The sequence below is a fragment of the Aquirufa beregesia genome, from assembly GCF_011090385.1.
GTDB classification, from domain to species: Bacteria; Bacteroidota; Bacteroidia; order Cytophagales; family Spirosomataceae; genus Aquirufa; species Aquirufa beregesia.
Map to the genome: position 1 here is coordinate 195809 of NZ_SEWW01000003.1, position 19975 is coordinate 215783.

18 protein-coding genes are annotated in these 19975 nt (G+C 38.4%); 6 read left to right on the forward strand and 12 right to left on the reverse strand.

Annotation, left to right across the window (positions count from 1 at the left end):
* Positions 1-10: 10 nt before the first annotated feature.
* Positions 11-1243, reverse strand: a complete 1233-nt coding sequence (locus EWU23_RS06900; protein WP_166230166.1) for an isocitrate dehydrogenase (NADP(+)) — start codon at positions 1241-1243, stop codon at positions 11-13.
* A gap of 136 nt (positions 1244-1379) precedes the next feature.
* Between EWU23_RS06900 and purU the strand changes: the two genes are divergently transcribed.
* Together purU and ffh are read left to right on the forward strand one after the other, a co-directional pair.
* Positions 1380-2213: a formyltetrahydrofolate deformylase gene (gene purU, locus EWU23_RS06905; protein ID WP_166230168.1), complete on the forward strand. Its 834-nt coding sequence runs from the start codon at positions 1380-1382 to the stop codon at positions 2211-2213.
* A 54-nt stretch (positions 2214-2267) separates the two neighbouring features.
* Positions 2268-3602: a signal recognition particle protein gene (gene ffh / locus EWU23_RS06910; RefSeq protein ID WP_166230170.1), complete on the forward strand. Its 1335-nt coding sequence runs from the start codon at positions 2268-2270 to the stop codon at positions 3600-3602.
* A 54-nt stretch (positions 3603-3656) separates the two neighbouring features.
* On the opposite strand, the gene EWU23_RS06915 is transcribed toward ffh, so the two are convergent.
* From EWU23_RS06915 to def, 3 genes are all read right to left on the reverse strand, one after another.
* A complete protein-coding gene (locus EWU23_RS06915) occupies positions 3657-4064 on the reverse strand; it encodes a hypothetical protein (RefSeq protein ID WP_166230172.1) in 408 nt (135 codons plus the stop codon).
* Between the two features lie 174 nt (positions 4065-4238).
* A complete protein-coding gene (gene pheT / locus EWU23_RS06920) occupies positions 4239-6674 on the reverse strand; it encodes a phenylalanine--tRNA ligase subunit beta (RefSeq protein WP_166230174.1) in 2436 nt (811 codons plus the stop codon).
* Positions 6675-6680: 6 nt separating this feature from the next.
* Positions 6681-7253, reverse strand: coding sequence for a peptide deformylase (gene def, locus EWU23_RS06925; protein WP_166230176.1), 573 nt, complete (start codon positions 7251-7253; stop codon positions 6681-6683).
* A 156-nt stretch (positions 7254-7409) separates the two neighbouring features.
* Here def and EWU23_RS06930 point away from each other — a divergent pair, with 156 nt between their 5' ends.
* The 3 genes from EWU23_RS06930 (at position 7410) to bioB (ending at position 10966) form a co-directional block, all read left to right on the forward strand.
* Positions 7410-8027 (forward strand): inorganic pyrophosphatase, encoded by a 618-nt coding sequence (locus EWU23_RS06930; RefSeq protein ID WP_109322131.1) that lies wholly within the window; start codon positions 7410-7412, stop codon positions 8025-8027.
* Positions 8028-8163: 136 nt separating this feature from the next.
* Positions 8164-9897 (forward strand): signal peptide peptidase SppA, encoded by a 1734-nt coding sequence (gene sppA / locus EWU23_RS06935; RefSeq protein WP_262886080.1) that lies wholly within the window; start codon positions 8164-8166, stop codon positions 9895-9897.
* Positions 9898-9946: 49 nt separating this feature from the next.
* Complete coding sequence (gene bioB / locus EWU23_RS06940; protein ID WP_166230181.1) at positions 9947-10966, forward strand: biotin synthase BioB; 1020 nt, start codon at positions 9947-9949, stop codon at positions 10964-10966.
* A 200-nt stretch (positions 10967-11166) separates the two neighbouring features.
* Here bioB and EWU23_RS14345 read toward each other — a convergent pair whose 3' ends face one another.
* From EWU23_RS14345 to EWU23_RS06980, 8 genes are all read right to left on the reverse strand, one after another.
* Positions 11167-11523 (reverse strand): transposase, encoded by a 357-nt coding sequence (locus tag EWU23_RS14345; protein ID WP_166230183.1) that lies wholly within the window; start codon positions 11521-11523, stop codon positions 11167-11169.
* Positions 11524-11766: 243 nt separating this feature from the next.
* Positions 11767-12195, reverse strand: coding sequence for a GNAT family N-acetyltransferase (locus EWU23_RS06950; RefSeq protein WP_166230185.1), 429 nt, complete (start codon positions 12193-12195; stop codon positions 11767-11769).
* Positions 12196-12334: 139 nt separating this feature from the next.
* Positions 12335-13912 carry a ribonuclease Y gene (gene rny, locus EWU23_RS06955; protein ID WP_166230187.1) on the reverse strand — a complete coding sequence of 526 codons (1578 nt, stop codon included), beginning with the start codon at positions 13910-13912 and terminating at the stop codon, positions 12335-12337.
* Between the two features lie 57 nt (positions 13913-13969).
* Entirely contained in the window at positions 13970-14260 is a 291-nt protein-coding gene (locus EWU23_RS06960) for a cell division protein ZapA (RefSeq protein WP_166230189.1), read from the reverse strand.
* Entirely contained in the window at positions 14257-14586 is a 330-nt protein-coding gene (locus EWU23_RS06965) for a hypothetical protein (RefSeq protein ID WP_166230191.1), read from the reverse strand. Before EWU23_RS06965 ends, EWU23_RS06960 begins: the two co-directional genes overlap by 4 nt.
* Before the next feature lie 13 nt (positions 14587-14599).
* Positions 14600-16102 carry a lipopolysaccharide biosynthesis protein gene (locus EWU23_RS06970; protein WP_166230193.1) on the reverse strand — a complete coding sequence of 501 codons (1503 nt, stop codon included), beginning with the start codon at positions 16100-16102 and terminating at the stop codon, positions 14600-14602.
* Between the two features lie 89 nt (positions 16103-16191).
* Positions 16192-16959, reverse strand: a complete 768-nt coding sequence (locus EWU23_RS06975; RefSeq protein WP_166230195.1) for a LytR/AlgR family response regulator transcription factor — start codon at positions 16957-16959, stop codon at positions 16192-16194.
* Positions 16960-16961: 2 nt separating this feature from the next.
* Positions 16962-18014, reverse strand: a complete 1053-nt coding sequence (locus EWU23_RS06980) for a sensor histidine kinase (protein WP_166230197.1) — start codon at positions 18012-18014, stop codon at positions 16962-16964.
* Positions 18015-18171: 157 nt separating this feature from the next.
* On the opposite strand from EWU23_RS06980, the gene EWU23_RS06985 reads away from it, so the two are divergent.
* Entirely contained in the window at positions 18172-19974 is a 1803-nt protein-coding gene (locus EWU23_RS06985; protein WP_166230199.1) for a family 16 glycoside hydrolase, read from the forward strand.
* Position 19975 lies beyond the last annotated feature (1 nt).

The following is a 19975-nucleotide window of genomic DNA, read 5'->3' on the forward strand; positions in this document are numbered from 1 at the left end:
GCAAACAGAATTATTTTCCTAAAGCCGCTTTTAAATTTTCATCTAAAGCACTTAAGAATTCTTCTGTGTATAAGTAATGCTCACCATGTTGAACTTTGTTTCCATGGATACATACCGCTAAATCTTTCGTCATTTTACCAGACTCCACTGTTGCTACGCAAACTTTTTCTAAAGTTTGGCAGAAATTAATCAAAGCTTGGTTGTTATCCAATTTACCACGGAACTCTAAACCACGTGTCCAAGCAAAGATGGAAGCGATTGGGTTGGTAGAAGTTGGTTTTCCAGCTTGGTGATCACGGTAGTGACGAGTCACTGTTCCGTGAGCCGCTTCTGCTTCCATTACTTTACCATCTGGAGTAATCAAGACAGAAGTCATTAAACCTAATGAACCAAAACCTTGAGCTACCGTGTCCGACTGAACGTCGCCATCGTAGTTCTTACAAGCCCAAACAAAATTACCATTCCATTTTAAGGCAGAAGCCACCATGTCATCAATCAGACGGTGCTCATACACAATACCTTTGGCATCGAATTGGGCCTTATAATCTGCTTGGAAGATTTCTTCAAAGATATCTTTGAAACGGCCATCGTATTTTTTCAAGATGGTGTTCTTCGTAGATAAGTAAAGCGGCCATCCCTTGCTCAAAGCCATGTTAAAGCAAGAGTGAGCAAAACCACGGATAGACTCATCTGTGTTGTACATGGTTAAAGCTACACCATCGCCTTTAAAGTTATACACTTCAAAAGTCTGAGCATCACCACCATCTTCTGGAGTGAAAGTAACCGTTAATTTACCTTTTCCTTTAGTAACAAAGTCTGTTGCACGGTATTGATCACCAAAAGCGTGACGACCAATCATGATAGGAGCAGTCCAGTTAGGAACTAAACGAGGCACATTGGCACATACGATTGGCTCTCTAAATACCGTTCCATCCAAGATATTGCGGATAGTACCGTTTGGCGACTTCCACATTTGTTTTAAATCAAATTCAGTTACACGAGCTTCATCAGGAGTGATGGTAGCACATTTAATACCTACACCATATTTCTTGATGGCTTCAGCAGCCTCAATCGTTACTTGGTCATTGGTTTCATCACGGTATTCTACACCTAAGTCATAGTATTTAATATCTACATCTAAATAAGGTAAGATCAATTTATCCTTGATGAATTTCCAAATGATTCGGGTCATTTCATCGCCGTCAAGTTCTACGACCGGGTTAGCTACTTTAATTTTTTCCATTGTTTAATACAAGTATATGATGTTACGTTCTTAAAATTACCAGACTACGTCTTGATAATCCTGCAAAGGTAAAGACTAAATCTTTTTTACTCCATTATTTCAGCCTAAATTTGAAGAATTTACGAATAAATTTTTCATGGAGACGATTATCAAAATTGCTTGTAAGGATGAGAAGGGCTTGGTTCATAAAATTACGGGCATCTTATTTGAACAATTGGTTAACGTTACTCAAACCAATGAGTTTGTAGATGAGGAGTCGGATCGTTTTTTTATGCGTATATCCTTTACGGGTCCTTGTGATATGGCCTTGGTTCAAGATCAATTGTTCTCTATTTTACCAAAGCAAGCAGAAGTGGAAATTATTCCTCCTAAGCAAAAACGGGTTCTTATTTTAGTGACTAAAGAGCACCATTGTTTGGGAGAATTATTGATTAAGTATCAATATCAAGATCTGAATTTCAAAGTTGAGGCAGTCATTGGGAATCATGAAGATTTAGGCTTTTTATGCCAGCAATTCCATGTGCCTTTTCATTTTATATCGGCGGAAGGTTTGGAAAGAGAAGCACATGAGGCATTGGTAAATCAGCAGATTGATTATTATCAGCCAGATTTGATTGTATTGGCCAAATACATGCGCATTCTTACTCCTCAATTCTCTTTGAAATATAAGGGGCGACTGATTAATATCCATCATTCCTTTTTGCCAGCTTTTATTGGGGCTAGGCCATACCAACAAGCCTTTAATCGGGGAGTAAAGATTATCGGAGCTACTGCCCATTTTGTGACAGATGATTTGGATGAAGGTCCGATTATTTGTCAGGAAATTGTACCTGTGAATCATACCTATTCGGCCAAGGATATGTCCAAGGCGGGGAAAGATGTGGAAAAAATAGTCTTAGCTAAGGCTTTGCGTTTGGTTTTAGAGGATAGAGTGTTTATTCATCAAAACAAGACCATATTATTTGAATAATTTTTGCTCGAAAAAGCGTAAATTGCATTCCCTTTTTTTAATCGATTCAAAATTATGTTTGAGAATTTAAGTTCGAAGTTAAACTCCGCCATGCGTACCCTGAAGGGGAATGGCCGAATTACGGATGTCAATGTAGCGGCAACTATTAAGGAAATCAGAAGAGCCTTGATGGATGCCGACGTGAACTATAAAGTTGCCAAGGAAATCACTGATCGAATTAAGGAGCAGGCTTTGGGACAAAAGATTTTGATTTCGGTAGAACCTGGTCAATTGTTGGTGAAGATTGTGCATGAGGAGTTGACTCAATTGATGGGAGGTCAAAAACAAGAAATCAATCTTAAGGGCGATCCTTCTGTGGTGTTAATTGCTGGTCTTCAAGGTTCGGGTAAGACCACATTCTCTGGAAAATTAGCTCAATACATTAAAAAGGGAGGTCGTCAGGTTTTATTAGTAGCTTGTGATATTTACCGTCCTGCGGCGATTGATCAGTTGAAAGTGTTGGGTGAGCAAGTAGGCGTAGAGGTTTATGCGGAGCCTGAGAATAAAAATGCGGTTAGCATAGCAGAGAATGCATTGTCTTATGCCCGTAAAATGGGTAAGAAAGTCGTGATTGTGGATACCGCTGGTCGTTTGGCTGTGGATGAAGCGATGATGAATGAAATAGCCGCGGTAAAAGCAGCGATTAAGCCAACGGAGATTTTGTTTGTGGTGGATTCCATGACAGGTCAAGATGCGGTAAATACAGCCAAAACCTTCAATGACCGTTTGGATTTTGATGGGGTGGTATTGACCAAATTGGATGGTGATTCACGAGGTGGTGCGGCATTGTCTATCCGTCAGGTGGTAGAAAAGCCTATCAAGTTTATTTCTACTGGTGAAAAGATGGAAGCTTTGGATCAGTTTTATCCTGATCGTATGGCTAACCGTATTTTGGGTATGGGTGACGTACTTTCTTTGGTAGAAAGAGCTCAGCAGGCATTTGATGAGGATGAGGCTGCTCGATTGAACAAGAAGATTCGTCAGAATAATTTCTCTTTTGAAGATTTTTATGCGCAGTTGCAGCAAATCAAGAAGATGGGAAATATCAAGGATTTGATGGGCATGGTTCCTGGCATGGGTCAAGCTGTGAAGGATGTAGATATTTCCAATGATTCATTTAAACCTATTGAAGCGATCATTCAATCCATGACGTTGAAGGAGCGTCAAAATCCAGATATATTGAACCCTTCTCGTAAGAACCGTATTGCAGTGGGTTCTGGAACTTCGATCCAGCAGGTCAATAATCTGTTGAAGCAATTTGAAGATATGCGCAAAATGATGCGCATGATGAATAAGGTGCAGGATGGCAAGATGAAAATGCCGAATATGGCTAATATGATGAAGCGTTAAGCTTCACAAGATTTATAGGTAGAAAGGGAGCTTTGGCTCCCTTTTTTTGTGGGTTTAGGCAGGGGGATTTGTTTCTTGGATTTCGACAAGGTGGGTTAATGCATCCATCATATAGGTAATTGGAGAAAAGATGAGAAAGGCATAGGCCATGACTTTGGAATTGATTTTATAAACCATGGGGAAACCAATGGCCATGATAGCCAAGGTGAAACGGGGAATTTTATGCCGCATTAATGCTACTTTCAGGTGAATGGATTTGTTATTTGCGGGTATAATCAGTGCTTTTGATTTGATTAGGCCAAAAAATACTAATCGTAATTTGAAATGGCCGTAGCTTTTGGATAAGGTCCACAAAGAAATTTCATCTTGTAATTGGAATTTAATACCATCAACTTCCAATTTGGTTGGTATGATATGGGTAAAGTAGGCTGGTATTTTATGGAAATAGAGAACGGTATTCAATGTATTAGAGGTTTTAGTTTTAAGTAATGATTACCCAAGCTTACCGAGTGTCATTCTTTTACAATGCCAAAGTATATATTTTATTGATATAACAATAGGGGTTAAATAAATTATAAGTTTACTGATAAAATTTTATCAGTAAACTTATAATTTACATAAAAGCTGTTTGGGAAATTACTTGCGTATGATAGCCCCTAATTCCTTCTCAAATCGTTGAATGAATCGCTCCATGGTGGAGTCAATCACCTTGTCGGTCAAGGTTTGGTTTTCATCTTGCAAGATGAAACTAATGGAATAGGATTTCTTGCCTTCGCCTAGATTTTTGCCTTCATAGACATCAAATAGGGCTACTTGTTTCAAGATGGTTTTTTCTGTTTGTTCCGCTACCCGTTGAATCGCTTGGAAACTCACTTCTTTATTAATAACCAAAGATAAATCACGACGAACCTCTGGGAACTTAGCGATTTCTTGGTAGACAAAATCTGTTTTCTCCTGTTTTACCCAGTAATCCCAGTCGAAATCCGCCATGAAAACATCTTGTTTGACATCAAATTTCTCGGCTAAATTCGGATGAATCATACCTAATTCTAGGCAACTTTTCTTTTGTACCGAGATGCGTAAACCATAAGCAAAAACGGAAGACCCTTCAATGACTTCTGTGTCAAAAGGTTTGTTGCCTAAGTGTTGCATGACTGCTTTGCACACTTGAAACAAATGATATAATTGCGTTTTTTGAGGAGCATGATCCCATGTTTCTCCCTGCCATAAACCAGTGGCATATAAAGCAGCATGGCGCTTCTCGATGTATTTGGCTCCTTTTTTATGGTAGGTTTTACCAAACTCCACTAATTTTAAATCCTTCTGACGACGGTTGATATTATGTGCTAAGGCTTCTAATCCATGAAACACCATGTGCTGACGCATTACGCCTAGATCCTCTGAAAGTTTATTTAAAATCTCAACGGATTCAAAGCTTAAATCCTTTTCAATCCAAGTATGAAACTCAGATTTTGTTAAGGAGTTGCTAATGATTTCTTGAAATCCTTTGGCTGCTAATTGGTAAGCAATAGTTTGTTGGACTTTCTCTTTGTCCAGCGCTGGAAATTCTGAGATAAAATGAGCACTTAAATGCTCCGACAATGGGATATTATCCAAACCATGGATTCTCAAAATTTCTTCGATGACATCTGCTTCTCTGGTGACATCTACCCGATAAGCAGGAGCGATGGCCGTGAAACCTGAGGAATTTAAATGGCTTAATTCAAAATCCAAGGCTACTAAAATTTCTTGAATACGCTCAGGCGCTAATTCAATTCCCATGATGGAATGAATACGCTCATAGGTCATGTCGATTTGTGCCAACTCAGGTTGGTTGGGGAAGTAATCTACTAATTGAGACGCTACTTGACCACCCGCTAATTCTTGAATCAAGATTGTAGCATATTGTAAGGCTAATAATTTAGCTTCTATGTCAGTACCACGTTCAAAGCGGAAAGAGGCATCTGTTTTTAAGCCATGCACTTGTGACGATTTACGGATGCGCTCGGGTCTAAAATGCGCCACTTCCAAAAATACTCGGCTTGTGTTTTCTTGTATGCTGGAATTAGAACCACCCATGATCCCTGCTAAGCCTATTGGGCCAGAAGCATCGCAAATCATGATTTCTTCTCCATCTAATTTATGTTCAATACCATCTAGGGTAGTGAAGGAAGTTCCTGCGGCTAAAGACTTGACGATTAATTGTTGACCTTTAATTTGTTCCCAGTCATAGGCATGCATGGGTTGGCCTAAGCCATGGCAAATGAAATTGGTGATGTCGACAATGTTATTGATAGGACGCAAACCAATCGCTTGCAAGCGATCTTTAAGCCATTCTGGAGATGGACCAACTTTGACTTGATCTAGGCTAATGCCACAAAAACGAGTACAGCCTTCATCTTCAATTTGAACTTGAATGGGGAAAGTATTAGCACCTTCTTGGAATGAACTAACATCAGGGAATTGGATGCTTAATCCACTAACTGCACGTATATCTCGTGCTACCCCCCAGTGAGAAGCAGCGTCTGCTCGGTTAGGAGTAAGGCCGATTTCCAATACCAAATCGGATTGAATTTGGAAATAAGTACTGGCTGGAGTTCCGTTGGCTAGTTCTGTTTCTAAAACCAAAATACCATCATGCGAATTTCCGATACCGATTTCATCTTCGGCACAAATCATCCCTTCAGAGACTTGCCCGTATACTTTTCTTTTTTCAATGGTAAATACGGGCTTTCCTTCTTTGTCATACAAAGTTGTCCCAGGAGTGGCTACGATTACTTTTTGACCTTGGGCTACATTAGCCGCTCCACATACAATTTGAAGTAATTCTTCCTGTCCCACATCTACTGTCGTGGCACTCAATGTTTTTTCTTTGACTTGGAATTTTTCACAGCTGATGACTTCACCAACCACAAAGCCTTTTAATCCACCAGGAATTTGATCATGAGCTTCTATACCTTCTACTTCTAACCCTGTATTAGTTAATAAGACATCCAGTTCTTCTGGACTACCTTGCTGAGGAAGTTGTGATAAGTCTATAAAATCGTTAAGCCAAGTTGTTGAAATCTTCATATTCGATTACCTAGGGAATTTCATTTTATAATCCACAGAAACTTTTCCGCGGGTGATATCCGTTAATTTATTTTTGATCAGGCGCTTTTTAACCACATTTAAATGGTCCGTGAAAAGAATGCCTTCGATATGGTCATATTCGTGTTGAATGATTCGAGCGGCTAAGCCTTCAAATACTTCTTCTTTTTCTTCCCAATGCTCGGTATAATAATGTATTTTAACGTATTCTGGTCGCCATACTTCCCCTCTAATACCTGGGATGGAAAGACAACCTTCTTCGAATCCCCATTCTTCTCCAGTTTCATCCACGATGGTTGGGTTGACGAATACTTTTTTGAAATCGATTAAAGAGGTGTCTATATCTTCCTCTTCTTCACCTTCATTCATGGGGCGTCCATCCACCACAAAAAGGCGAATGTCTTTGCCAATTTGAGGAGCGGCTAAACCTACTCCACTTGCCGCATACATGGTTTCAAACATGTCGTCGGCTAAGGTGATTAAATCAATACTGCCTGGTTCGATGTCTTTAGCGATCTTCCTTAAGACAGGGTCACCGTAAGGTATGATGGGATATATCATGGTCAATGGAATTCAAACTGCGAATTTAACTAAATTAAATGGAATGCCCGCTAAACCTTTGTGCTTTGGAATGTCTAAGCAGGACTGATTTCAGCATATTTTTTGTAATTTTGTAGGATTAAAACCTGAGTAGCAATTTAACCCAGAAAAAATACCATGAATAGAAACTTCTTTAAGGCACACCCTTGGCACGGAATTCAAATTGGAGATCAAATGCCTGAATTGGTGACGGCTTTTATTGAAATCGTACCGACGGACACCGTTAAATATGAAATAGACAAACAAACAGGCTATTTGAAGATCGATCGTCCTCAAAAGTTTTCTAATATAGTTCCAGCCTTATATGGCTTTTTACCTCAAACGTATTGTGCCGAAGGAATTGCGGAGTTGGCCAGAAAATACTCTGGAAAAGATATTTTACAAGGTGATGGTGATCCATTAGATATTTGTGTGCTATCGGAACGTGCCATCACACATGGCGATATTTTATGTCAAGCGATTCCTATTGGAGGAATTCGAATGATTGATAAAGGAGAGGCAGATGATAAAATTATTGCTGTTTTAAAAGATGATCCTATTTATGGTAAATGGAGAGATATTTCTGATGCACCAAAGGATATTGTTCAGCGATTGAGGCATTATTTTTGGACTTACAAAATGTTGCCAGGAGAGACGAGTTCTTTAGCCGTTGATATTGACGATGTTTATGGTAGAGAGGTGGCACATGAAGTGATTCGTCAATCTAGAGAAGATTACCGTAAAAACTTCGGATAGTCATTTCTCCGTTGTTTGTATGATTTTTCCTTTGAACATATTTTGTGATGGATTGTTATGTATTGACTTCAAATTCGCAAAAAAATAAATAGATATGTGGCAATTTGTTAAATATACCCTGGCGACAATAGTTGGAATGTTTTTATTTCTACTAGTAAGTATTATCCTACTGGTAGGGATAGGATCTGCCATGAGTTCCTCGGACTCAGAATATGAGCTAAAGGAAAATTCCATTTTGAAATTGGACTTGAATCGGCCTATGGCAGAAAATGCTTCGAATGAGGATAACCCTTTTTCGGCCTTTCCTAATCCATTTTTTTCTAGTACTGAAAAAATCGGGCTCATTCAGATTATTTCGGCTTTGGAAAGAGCTCGTGTAGATGATAAAATCAAAGGAGTATATTTGGATGTAAGTTTTCCGATTGCGGGGTATGCCCAATTATCAGAAATTCGTGATGCCTTGGAGAAATTCAAGAAGTCAGGAAAATTTGTGTATGCGTATTCAAATTCCTATTCCGAAAAGGCCTATTATCTTGCATCCGTATCGAACCAATTGTATTTAAATCCAGGAGGTTTATTGGATTTTAATGGAATTTCCGTTCAATATATGTTCTATAAAAAGGCATTTGATAAGTTGGAAATAGAACCTATGGTGTTTCGAGTTGGAACGTATAAATCAGCGGTTGAGCCATTTATTCGAGAAGATATGAGTCCTGAAAATAAGGAGCAAAGCTTGTCGTTTATTCGTTCTATCAACCAAGTGGTATTCAATAAAATATCCCAAAGTAAAGGAATTTCCATTCCTCGCTTAGACCGTATCGCGGATAGTCTGCAAGCGATGAATCCTAACAAGGCTGAAAAATTGGGTATGTTGAAGTTGAGCTATTGGGATCAATTTGAATCACTGTTAAAGAAAGCGGTAAAAATTGGCGAAAAGGATAAGTTGACTATGGTGAAATTGTCGGACTATTTGCATGCTAAAAACCCAATTCCAGAAGTAGAAGGGAGTAAGAAGATTGCTATTTTAGTGGCAGAAGGAGAGATTGTGGGAATGCGTGGTGGAGAGGGATCTATCGGTTCGGATGATTTTGTGAAGGAACTTCGCAAATTGAGGGATAATTCATCGGTGAAAGCTATCGTATTGCGAATTGATTCTCCAGGAGGCTCATCTTTAGCTTCCGATATCATGTGGAGAGAAATTTTATTGGCAAAGAAAGTAAAACCCGTGATAGCGTCAATGTCGAATTATGCCGCTTCAGGAGGTTATTACATGGCAATGGGGGCTGATGTTATCGTGGCGCAACCTACCACCATAACTGGATCCATTGGCATATTTGCTCAATGGTTAAATTTGGACAATTTCTTTAAAAATAAGTTGGGAATAACGCAAGATCATGTTAGTACCCATGAACATTCTCATTTCTTAAATTCCGCTGGTCAATTAACGGATTTTGAGAAATCCATCATACAAAATATGGTAAATGAAGGCTATGAGAGTTTTACTAGCAAAGCCGCAGCTGGCCGAAAAATGTCTTTGGGGAAATTGAAATCCATTGCTGGCGGTCGTGTTTGGACAGGAGAGCAAGCGAAGAAGATAGGATTAGTGGATGAATTGGGGGGATTAGATAAGGCGATTGCCCTAGCTGCTCAAAAATCTAAATTGAAAGATGGGGAATACAAAGTAGCTGTTTATCCTAAAGCGAAATCTTTTTTTGATACCCTATTAGAATCGGCCACTTCTTCGGAAGCGATGGAGATGCGTTGGGCAAAATCGAATTTGCCATGGGCAAAATCTGTTTTTGAATTAGATCGATTAAAGAAGCGTGAAGGCTTTTTAGCGATGATGCCTTATATGATGGAATTGGAATAGTGTTTCGTGTTAAAAGATTTTCAAAGTATCTTTGACTAAAATTTGAATTATGATTCGTAATAATTGGACCCGTGCCGAAGTGGAGGCTATTTTTAATCAACCATTTTTAGGCTTGGTATATCAAGCGGCAACTGTTCATCGCCAATATCATGACCCAAATGAGGTGCAGATTAGTACTTTGTTATCCATTAAAACAGGAGGCTGCCCAGAAGATTGTTCCTATTGTTCACAGGCAGCTCGATACCATACCAATGTAAAAGTTCACAAGTTATTGCCTTATAATGAGGTCATTGAAGCTGCATTGCGTGCTAAAGAAAATGGTAGTTCACGTTTTTGTATGGGTGCCGCTTGGAGAGAGGTGAGGGATAATTCTGATTTTGATAAAGTTATCGACATGGTGAAGGGGGTAAATTCCCTAGGCATGGAGGTTTGTTGTACGTTGGGCATGTTAAGTGAACAACAAGCCGAGCGATTGAAAGAAGCAGGTTTATATGCCTATAACCATAATATTGATACCAGTGAGGAGTATTATGAAGATGTTATCTCTACTCGGACCTATGATGACCGTTTAGAGACATTAGGAAATGTTCGTAAGGCGAAAATTTCGGTTTGCTCGGGAGGTATCATTGGTATGGGAGAAAGCATCGATGATCGTATCGGGATGTTATTGACATTAGCTAATTTACCAGAACATCCAGAATCTGTTCCTGTAAATAATTTAGTGCCTGTAGAAGGTACCCCATTTGAAAACCAAAAAACAGCGACTGTTTGGGAGTTGGTTAGAGTTATTGCTACCGCAAGAATTATGATGCCTCATTCGGCCGTTCGTTTATCTGCTGGTAGATTGGAATTGAATTATGAAGGTCAAGCATTCTGTTTTATGGCAGGAGCGAATTCTATATTTTCAGGAGATGTATTATTGACGACTCCTAATCCAAATGCTACATCAGATGCTGAATTATTTCAGATATTAAATATTAAACCCAAAGAGGCATTTAAGGATGCAAAGAAACAAGGTGTAGAATTCAATCAGATACCGAGTGCTCAAGGGTTGGAACATTCGCATTAGAAAGAAATGATGGATAAAGGAAGGCCGGGATTTAAACCCCGGCCTTTTTTATTTGTTAGCCATGGATTTAAATCCATGGCTAACGCGTTGGAATTTTATATGGGAGAATGCTTAATTCCTCGATTCAAACCCTGGCTTTTTTTTATTTAACAACCATGAATTGAAATTTATGGCGAATAAGATTCAAACCCTGGCCTTTTTTATTTGTTAGCCATGGATTTAAATCCATGCCGAATATCCTGAAATTTTATGTAGTTATATACTTTTTTCAAAGCCATTTTAGAGACTGAAAATGCGGCATACCCAATCTGCCATTCAAGTTTATTGGAGTGGGGATATTGCAAATTGATATATCTTGAACTACTCCCTTTAATCTGTTTAATGACGTATGAAATTGATTTTGTAGAGCATATTGAAAATAAGCAATGAATATGATCGGGCATGGAATTGATGATGATAAGTCGGCAATTCATTTTTTCCAACTCCAGTTCAATATGCTTAAAAAGTATAGCTTTCAATTCTGGAAAAATGATTGGCTCTTTTTTTTTGTTGCCCATACGGCATGAACATAAATTTGAACTAAGGAATCAGACATATTCTTGAAATTTTATTGAGTTTAATTTCAAGAATGCAGAATGATTTTACAATCTACTTTTTGATAACTAGAAATAGATATTCAAATTATTGATACAATATCAAATAGTTGAATTTTCAATCGAAGATTTTAATTAGGCAAATGGAAAAATGGATATTGTGGCTTGATTCAGTTACAAAAATTAACATGGAAGCAAATTCTTGCTTTAGAAAATCTTCTTCATTGTATAATGTTGAATTTCATCAAATAATAGATACGACTCTTTTTCAATGACATAACCTAACTTTGTATAGAAAGGAACGGCATTTTCTCTGGCCTCCAATATGATTTCTTTCCAGTTGCTTTCTTTGGCTTTATGTTCTAAATAATCCATAAGTAGTTTACCAATTCCTTGACCTTGATGTGAACTTGCTACTGCTACACATCGAACTTGTCCTTGTTGGGAATTTGATTCATGCATTCTGGCAACACCAAGTACTTGTTTGTTTTCTATGGCAAAGACATGAATGGCAGCCTGATCATCTGGTAGATGTTCTGATCCTGAGGCTTGATTCCAAGGTTCACGTAATATCTCGAAACGAAGCTGAAAATAAGCTTCCCATTCTTCTGGATTTTGTGGGCTACGAATTTCCATGCTAAACATTGAAAATGGGGGTAAAAATTTAACGCTGTCAAGGTTTTAAACCTTGACAGCGTTGGGTAAAACTACTCGAATCCAGTCTATAAACCAATCAGAAAACTGATATTTCAATTAAATAATCAATCGTTTGGTTTTACTTGGCAAAATTAACGGCACGCATCTCTCGAATAACCGTGACCTTAATTTGTCCTGGATACTGCATTTCTTTTTCAATTTTTTGAGAAATGTCAAATGATAAATTGGAGGCTTTCTCATCACTAACGTTTTCTGAGTCTACCATGATTCGTAATTCACGACCTGCCTGAATAGCATAGCATTTTTGTACCCCATCAAAGGATGTGGCTAAGGCCTCCAAGTCTCGTAAACGCTTCATGTAAGATTCCATCATTTCACGGCGAGCTCCCGGTCTAGAACCCGAAATAGCATCACAAACCTGAATGATAGGTGATATCATGGATGTCATTTCGATTTCGTCGTGGTGAGCACCAATAGCATTACAAACTTCAGGATGCTCCTTGTATTTTTGAGCCAGCTCCATCCCTAACAAGGCATGGGGTAATTCAGGCTCCTCGTGCCAAACTTTTCCAATATCATGCAATAAACCAGCACGCTTGGCCAACTTGGCATTTAAGCCTAATTCTGCCGCCATGGTGGCACATAATTTAGCTACTTCACGGGAGTGTTGCAATAGGTTTTGACCATAAGACGAACGGAAACGCATGCGGCCAATCATTTTGATTAACTCAGGATGTAAACCATGAATACCCAAATCAATCACCGTTTTTTCTCCAATCTCAATGATTTCATCTTCTATATTCTTTTTTGTCTTATTGACTACTTCCTCAATGCGAGCCGGGTGAATACGTCCATCTTGTACCAAACGGTGCAAAGATAAACGAGCAATCTCCCTACGGACAGGATCAAAGCCAGAAATAATAATAGCCTCAGGAGTATCATCCACAATGAACTCCACACCTGTAGCTGCTTCCAATGCACGGATGTTTCGACCTTCACGACCAATGATTTTTCCTTTAACATCATCCGATTCAATGTTGAAAACAGAAACGCAGTTTTCAATGGCATTTTCAGCAGCAGTACGTTGGATGGTTTCAATAACCACCTTTTTTGCTTCTTTCGTGGCTGTTAATTTAGCTTCTTCAATAGCTTGTTTCACCAATGAACTAGCCTTACTTTCAGCTTCTGCTTTTAACGCATCCATGATTTGTTGGCGCGCTTCATCCGCTGATAATCCAGCAATTTTTTCTAATTGACTAATCTGATTAGCCAGCATGGCTTCAGCTTCTATTCGCTTTTTCTCTACGTCCTCTAATTTCTTGCGGTAATTTTCTTCTTTGGATTGCAAGCTTTGCTTTTGAGATTGTAATTCCTGATCAGCCTGTCTTTGCTGCTCTTGTTGCTGAGCCAATTGACGTTCTTTTTCACGTAATTTTTGCTCATTTTCAACCAAAATCCCTTTTTTGTTTTGGGTATCTTCTTCAAATTCAGCACGCAAGCGGAGGAAATTTTCCTTTGCCTCTAACATACGGTCTTTCTTGAGATTTTCGGCAGAGATTTCTGCATTTTTGAGGATATCTTCCGCCTTTCTTTTGGCATCATCCTCTATGTTTTTATTCACTTTAGAAAAGAAAACTTTTCCAGTAAATACACCACCCGCTAAAAAAACGATGGCTATAACTATTTCTATTATCATGGAACCTGTGGGTTTATTTACATTGGTTCCGTCCTAACTGAATCAAGAAAAAGGGGATTATATGGCGTAAATTTCAGTCAATTCTAACAATTGCTTGTTTTCATTCAGTATGTTGGATTCTAATGAACGATGCTGCTCATCGAACTTGATGCCACACATGGCTAAATCCAAAGCGACCAAAGCCATCACTGCACTTGGGTCTGAACTATTTGTCTGTTGTTCATAGTATTTGACCAATCTGTTAACCAAATTAGCTGCATTCCTTACACATGCTTCCTCTTGTGGATCAACCTTCATCGCGATGGTTTGAATGCCCAATATTAGGTTACATGGTAAGTTTTGGCTCATGGTTGACGCAATTGCTCAATACACTGATCTATTTTTACGATATATTCGTCTAACTTTTCCTTCAGTTCAGCAGTCGGTACCGCTGTGTTATCTGTATTAACTACAATTTTAACAATTTTATCTGATTTTTTAAAGTTTTTCTCCAATTCTTTTAAACGCCGCTGCGACTTGTTCAGCTCCTCTATTTTGAGTTCTAACTTGTCTTGAGCAAATTGTAATTGTTCCCTTAATTCACGAATCGTGCCTTCATTTTCCTGCAAACGAGTGACCATCTGACTAAGTTTTAGTCGAAGGCTCAAGTATTGCATTTTAATATCTTGCTTCATGAATCGAAGAAAATTAACTGTTTTTTATCTTGGGTTTCCCGCCATTCCACTGAAATTCCTTTACTAGGAGAAATACTAAAAGTACAAATAATCCCGCATTTTGGGTAAAGAACATAGGCAGAGGAATTTGACTAAGATTCTTACCTGAATAAATGGACAATGAGCCCAAACTTACATAGACCAATGCCTCCTTCCAGCGGTAGGGTGTTGGGTCGTAAAATTGCCCACCTAAATAACACATTAATGTCATGATTATGCTTGAAAGTAGAAATGACCAAGCACAAGCCATATAACCATAAGTAGGAATCCAATAGATATTTCCTAAAATCGTAACTGCCAATCCTACCAAGGTGATGATAGTCCCCATATAGGTTTTATTGGTTTGCTTGAACCAAACCGATTGGGTATAATAAATGCCCAAAAATAGATTGGCCAATAATAAAATAGGGACCACGCCAATGCCCTCCCAATAAATGGCCTTTTTCAAAAATAATTGCTGTATCCAAAATAAATTAGAAGATACCCCCACCCACAAAAAGGTGCAGACGATCACAAACCAATGCGTTACCAAAGCTAAATTTTCTTTATTATTAGCATTGTTTTTCTTTCCTAAGAAAAAGGGCTCAGCGGAATATTTGAAGGCCTGAATCGCCAAACTCATGAAGACAGAAAGTTTATAGCAATTGCCATAGATTCCCAAGGCTTCTTGTGATGTCTGTCCTGGGTAAAATCCTTCAGGCAAATATTCTTCAAGTAATAATCGATCAAACATCACATTGAACATGGCCGCTAAGCTCATGAACATAATGGGATAGGAATATATCCACAGTGATTTAAATTCTTTCCAATCCCATTCCCACCGATAAGCTTTAAATTCTGCTCCCAACCAATAAAATAAACTGGCATTGGCAATTAAATTGGCCATGAATATATATCCAGCTCCAATGGACGGATCGTATAGATCTCGTAAAAAATGAGGCCCAATATCACCCCATTGTCCTTCATGCAGCGGTTTTAAACCTACTAAAAAGACCAGATTTAGCCCCACATTAATTAAAATCGAAATGATTTTAGCCAATACAAATTTCTTGATCTTTTGCTCCAAACGTAATCTTGCAAAAGGAATAGCGGTAATAGCATCAATGGCCAAAATCAATGCCAACCACTTTAAAAAGACACCTTTTCCTGCATAGCCTAATTGCGCCATCAGAGGGTCAGAAAATAGAAATAAGATCAACGTAAATAAACCTGAAGTTACGATGATCGCGGATAAAATAAGGTTGTAATATTTTTGAGGAGCCTCTTTGGCAAAGCGAAAATAAGCAGTTTCCATGCCATACATATAGACAATATTGGCGATCGCCATATATCCATAGAGTTTGACATTGATCCCTAATTCAGCCGGTAAAAATGCCCATGTATGTACAAATACCAGTAAAAAATTGAGCGACCGACCTAGAATGGTACTGAATCCGTAAGAAAGGGTTTCGCCAGCTAATTTTTTGAGTATAGACATAGGTTGATGTTACCAAAAACCAAAGTTACATTTTTTAATGAGGAATGAAGGATGCCTCAAAGAGAATTAAGCACTACAGGTAGACCTTCTTACTGCTTTTGATAACCAATGGTTTGGTAGAAATGCTCGGCATAGTTTTCACTCAGAGGAATATGATTTTCCCCAATCTTAATTTTTTGGTTGCGGATGGATTCCACTTTTTTTAAGGATACAATGAACGACTTATGAATCCGAAGAAAATCAGTGGAAGGAAGTTTCTCTTCGATCGACTTCATCGTCATCCGACAAACCACGGGAAATTTCTGAGTTTTTAAGTGGATTTTGATATAGTCTTTCAAGCCTTCAATGTATAAAATATCATCTAGCATGATTTTCATTAAAGAATAATCAGCATGGATAAAGATGTATTCTAATTTAGTGATATCTGTGCTATGTTGGCTTGTTGATTTCTTGCTTTTATAGAAATCCAAGGCCTTGTTGGTAGCCTTAAGGAAACGTTCAAATGAAATAGGTTTCAATACATAATCAACCACATCCAAATTAAATCCCTCAATTGCATATTGTTGGTAAGCCGTCACAAAGACAACCATGGGCTTTTGGGTTAACCCCTCTAAAAATTGAACTCCCGTTAGGCCAGGCATTTGAATATCCAAAAAGATTAAATCAACGGGGGATTTTTGTAAGTATTCCATTGCCTCAAAGGCATTGCGACAACGAGCCTCCAGTTTCAGAAATGGAATTTTGGCGATGTTATCTTCCAATAAATCCAATGCCAAACTCTCATCGTCCACCGCAATACAGCGTAAAATGGTCGAAGAAACTTCCGTAAATTTTTCATTTGACTCCTCTTCTGACATAATTAAACGTGTTGGATTTCTAATTCAATCTGGTAGTATTCTCCCTCTTCGGTGATCTTTAATTGATGCTTATTCGGGTAGAGCAATTCTAATCTACGTTTAACATTGGTCAATCCAATGCCCGAGCTATCATCTTTTTTCTCACTTATTTGAGAACTTACTTTATTTCGAACGCCAAAATACAATTTTTCGCGGTCATCCAATAAGGTAATTTCAATGATGGGGTTAAGCACCATGCCTACTCCATGTTTGAAAGCATTTTCCACAAAGGGAATCAATAACATGGGTTCTATGGAATTAGGCGTGTCGGCCAATTTATGATTAAAGGTAATTTCAATATCATTGCCAAAACGGATTTTCTGCAACTCAATATAATTTTCTAAATATACCATCTCCTTGCTAATTGCTACTTTTGCATCCGTTGTCTCATAAATCATATAGCGCATCAATTCCGATAATTTGATAACCACTGATTCCACCATTTCGGGCCTTCTTCTGGATAGAGAAACGATGCTGTTCAAAACATTGAACATGAAATGCGGACTTATCTGTGACCTCAAAAAAGATAATTCAGACTTTAATCGCTCATTTTCTTCTTCTTTTTGAATTTCTTTTTCTTTCAAATTATCCGACAAGAATCGATAGGAAACGCCAATGGCAATGATGAATAATAACTGGAAAATAGTACCCATAAATGGCCCTCTTCTAAATCCGCCTCCACGACCTTTGACATGATCTGAAATAATTATGAATTCTTGCAATTCATAATAGACCCAGATCATACCTGGAATAGCAACTGAAAGTAAAATCAAGTAAAGAATAATCCCTTTTTTCTTTAAAATGTTAGGAATAAGAATTTCCGTATTTAAATAGAAAAACGGAATGTTACTGAAAGCAAAGGCAACAAAAAAGTAAGTCCAAGAATTATACCGTTGTAATGCCTGAGGATCAGTGCTATTAGGACTTGGTCGCATCCAATAGGGCAAGGCCAAGAAACATGCCCAGAATATGACATGCAGTAAAATAGGTTTAAATCTAAAAATTTTATTTGACATCGTTTTTAGGGTACATGGAACTCAAATTAACTTAATAATTCTTATATTTCTCCTAAATTTTCTACCATATTCCCAATTGTGCCGATGAAGTGGGCAATTGATTTTGCGGTAGAATAGAAATTTAAACCATAGATTACCCAAACCTACATTTAAAAAAATGAAAAAACTTTTCCTCTTACTGTTAATGCCATGTGTATCATGGGCTCAACAGGAGATTCCACTCAATGACCTGCGGGCATTTGACCAACCAAGTACCAATTGGACCATCGAGCAAGCCGTTAAGGCAAATTATACCGATACTTCCTTTCAAGTTAGCCTAGGCAAAGGGGTCTTGCTCAACACGTTAAGAAACGGTAAATACAAACGTTCCGATGATTTAAAATTCAAATTAAATCATGGGGATATACGCTTAATTCTAGATTTTATGCTTCCTAAAGGAGCCAATTCAGGAATCTATTTACAAGGTCGTTATGAAGTGCAATTGCTGGATTCTTATGGTAAAAAACAACGCATGAAATTTGGCGATTGCGGAGGTATTTATGAAAGATGGAATGATGCCCGAGGTAAAGGAAATGAAGGCTATGAAGGTTACGCCCCAAGACAAAATGCTTGTAAAGCTCCAGGACTTTGGCAAACCATTGAGATCGATTTTCAAGCACCTCGCTTTGATGCCAATGGTAAAAAAATCAAAAATGCCATATTCAAAAAAGTGATTTTGAATGGAATTCTAGTTCAAGAAAACATGGAAGTTTCGGGAATGACACGTGGTTCTTTGTTTGATAAAGAAGCTGCTTTGGGTCCCATCACCATTCAAGGAGATCATGGTCCTATCGCTTTTAAAAACTTACGGTATGAAACATACGAAAGGCCCACAGTTAGCTTAGGCGACTTGAATTATACCTACTACGAAGGAGTATTTACGAATTTACAAGCGAATAATGCTCCACCTTTGTTAAAAGGTAAAACCACAGAAATAACAGGAAAGACGATCAAAGTTCAGAAGGACTTTTTGTTGGTGTATGAAGGAGAATTGAATGTTCCAGAGTCTGATACCTATGAATTTATTAGCCATTGGACAGGGAAGGGTCGTTTAGAAGTGGACGGGCAAGTGCTGAACCAGGGAGATTATTGGTATTCAGACCGAGTAAGTCATTCCAAAGTATTGAGTGCTGGAAAGCATCAGCTTAAGTTAAGTTTTAGTAAAGATTTCTCTTGGGGAAATAGAGCTTTGGGATTATTTGTCAAACGTATTGGTTCGCACCTAGTGGCATTGCATGCCCGTACATCCTTGCCTGATCCAGAAGCGGTCGGATTAATTGAAGTAAAGGCAGAGGCAGAACCCGTTTATCAGCGTTCTTTTGCTTTTCACCAAGGAGTGAAAAAGACCCACGTCATCCATGTGGGAGATCCTTCCGGAGTACATTATTCCTATGATTTAAATCAAGGTGCCATATTGCAAGTGTGGAGAGGGAAATTTCTTAATGCCACTCAAATGTGGGAAAATAGAGGAGAGCCTCAAACATCGGAGCCATTGGGCTTAAATCAGGTGTTAGATGGTAAGTTTCCTTTGGTGACGAGTGGTCAAGCACAGCCAGATTCTGTCAATAATGGTCAATGGATGTATAAAGGATACCGGATTCAACATGGTCGCCCAGTTTTTCTATACCAATGGAACAATGTCATGTTAGAAGATAACTTAGTGCCTAATTCAACAGGAACAGGTTGGACAAGAACCATCAGTTGGAAGCCCGCGCAGGGAACAAAGCCGACCTTTGATTTAGTCTTAGGAACTAGTGCATCTGTGGTAAAAGTTCAGCCTGGTTTGATTAGTCTCAATGAGAATCAGTATTTCATTCAGTGGAATGGTGGCCCAGAAACGGTTCAAAATCTCGCTAATGGGAAACAACAAGTTCGTATTCCTGTAGAAGGAAATAGTATTTCATATCAAGTGATTTGGTAAA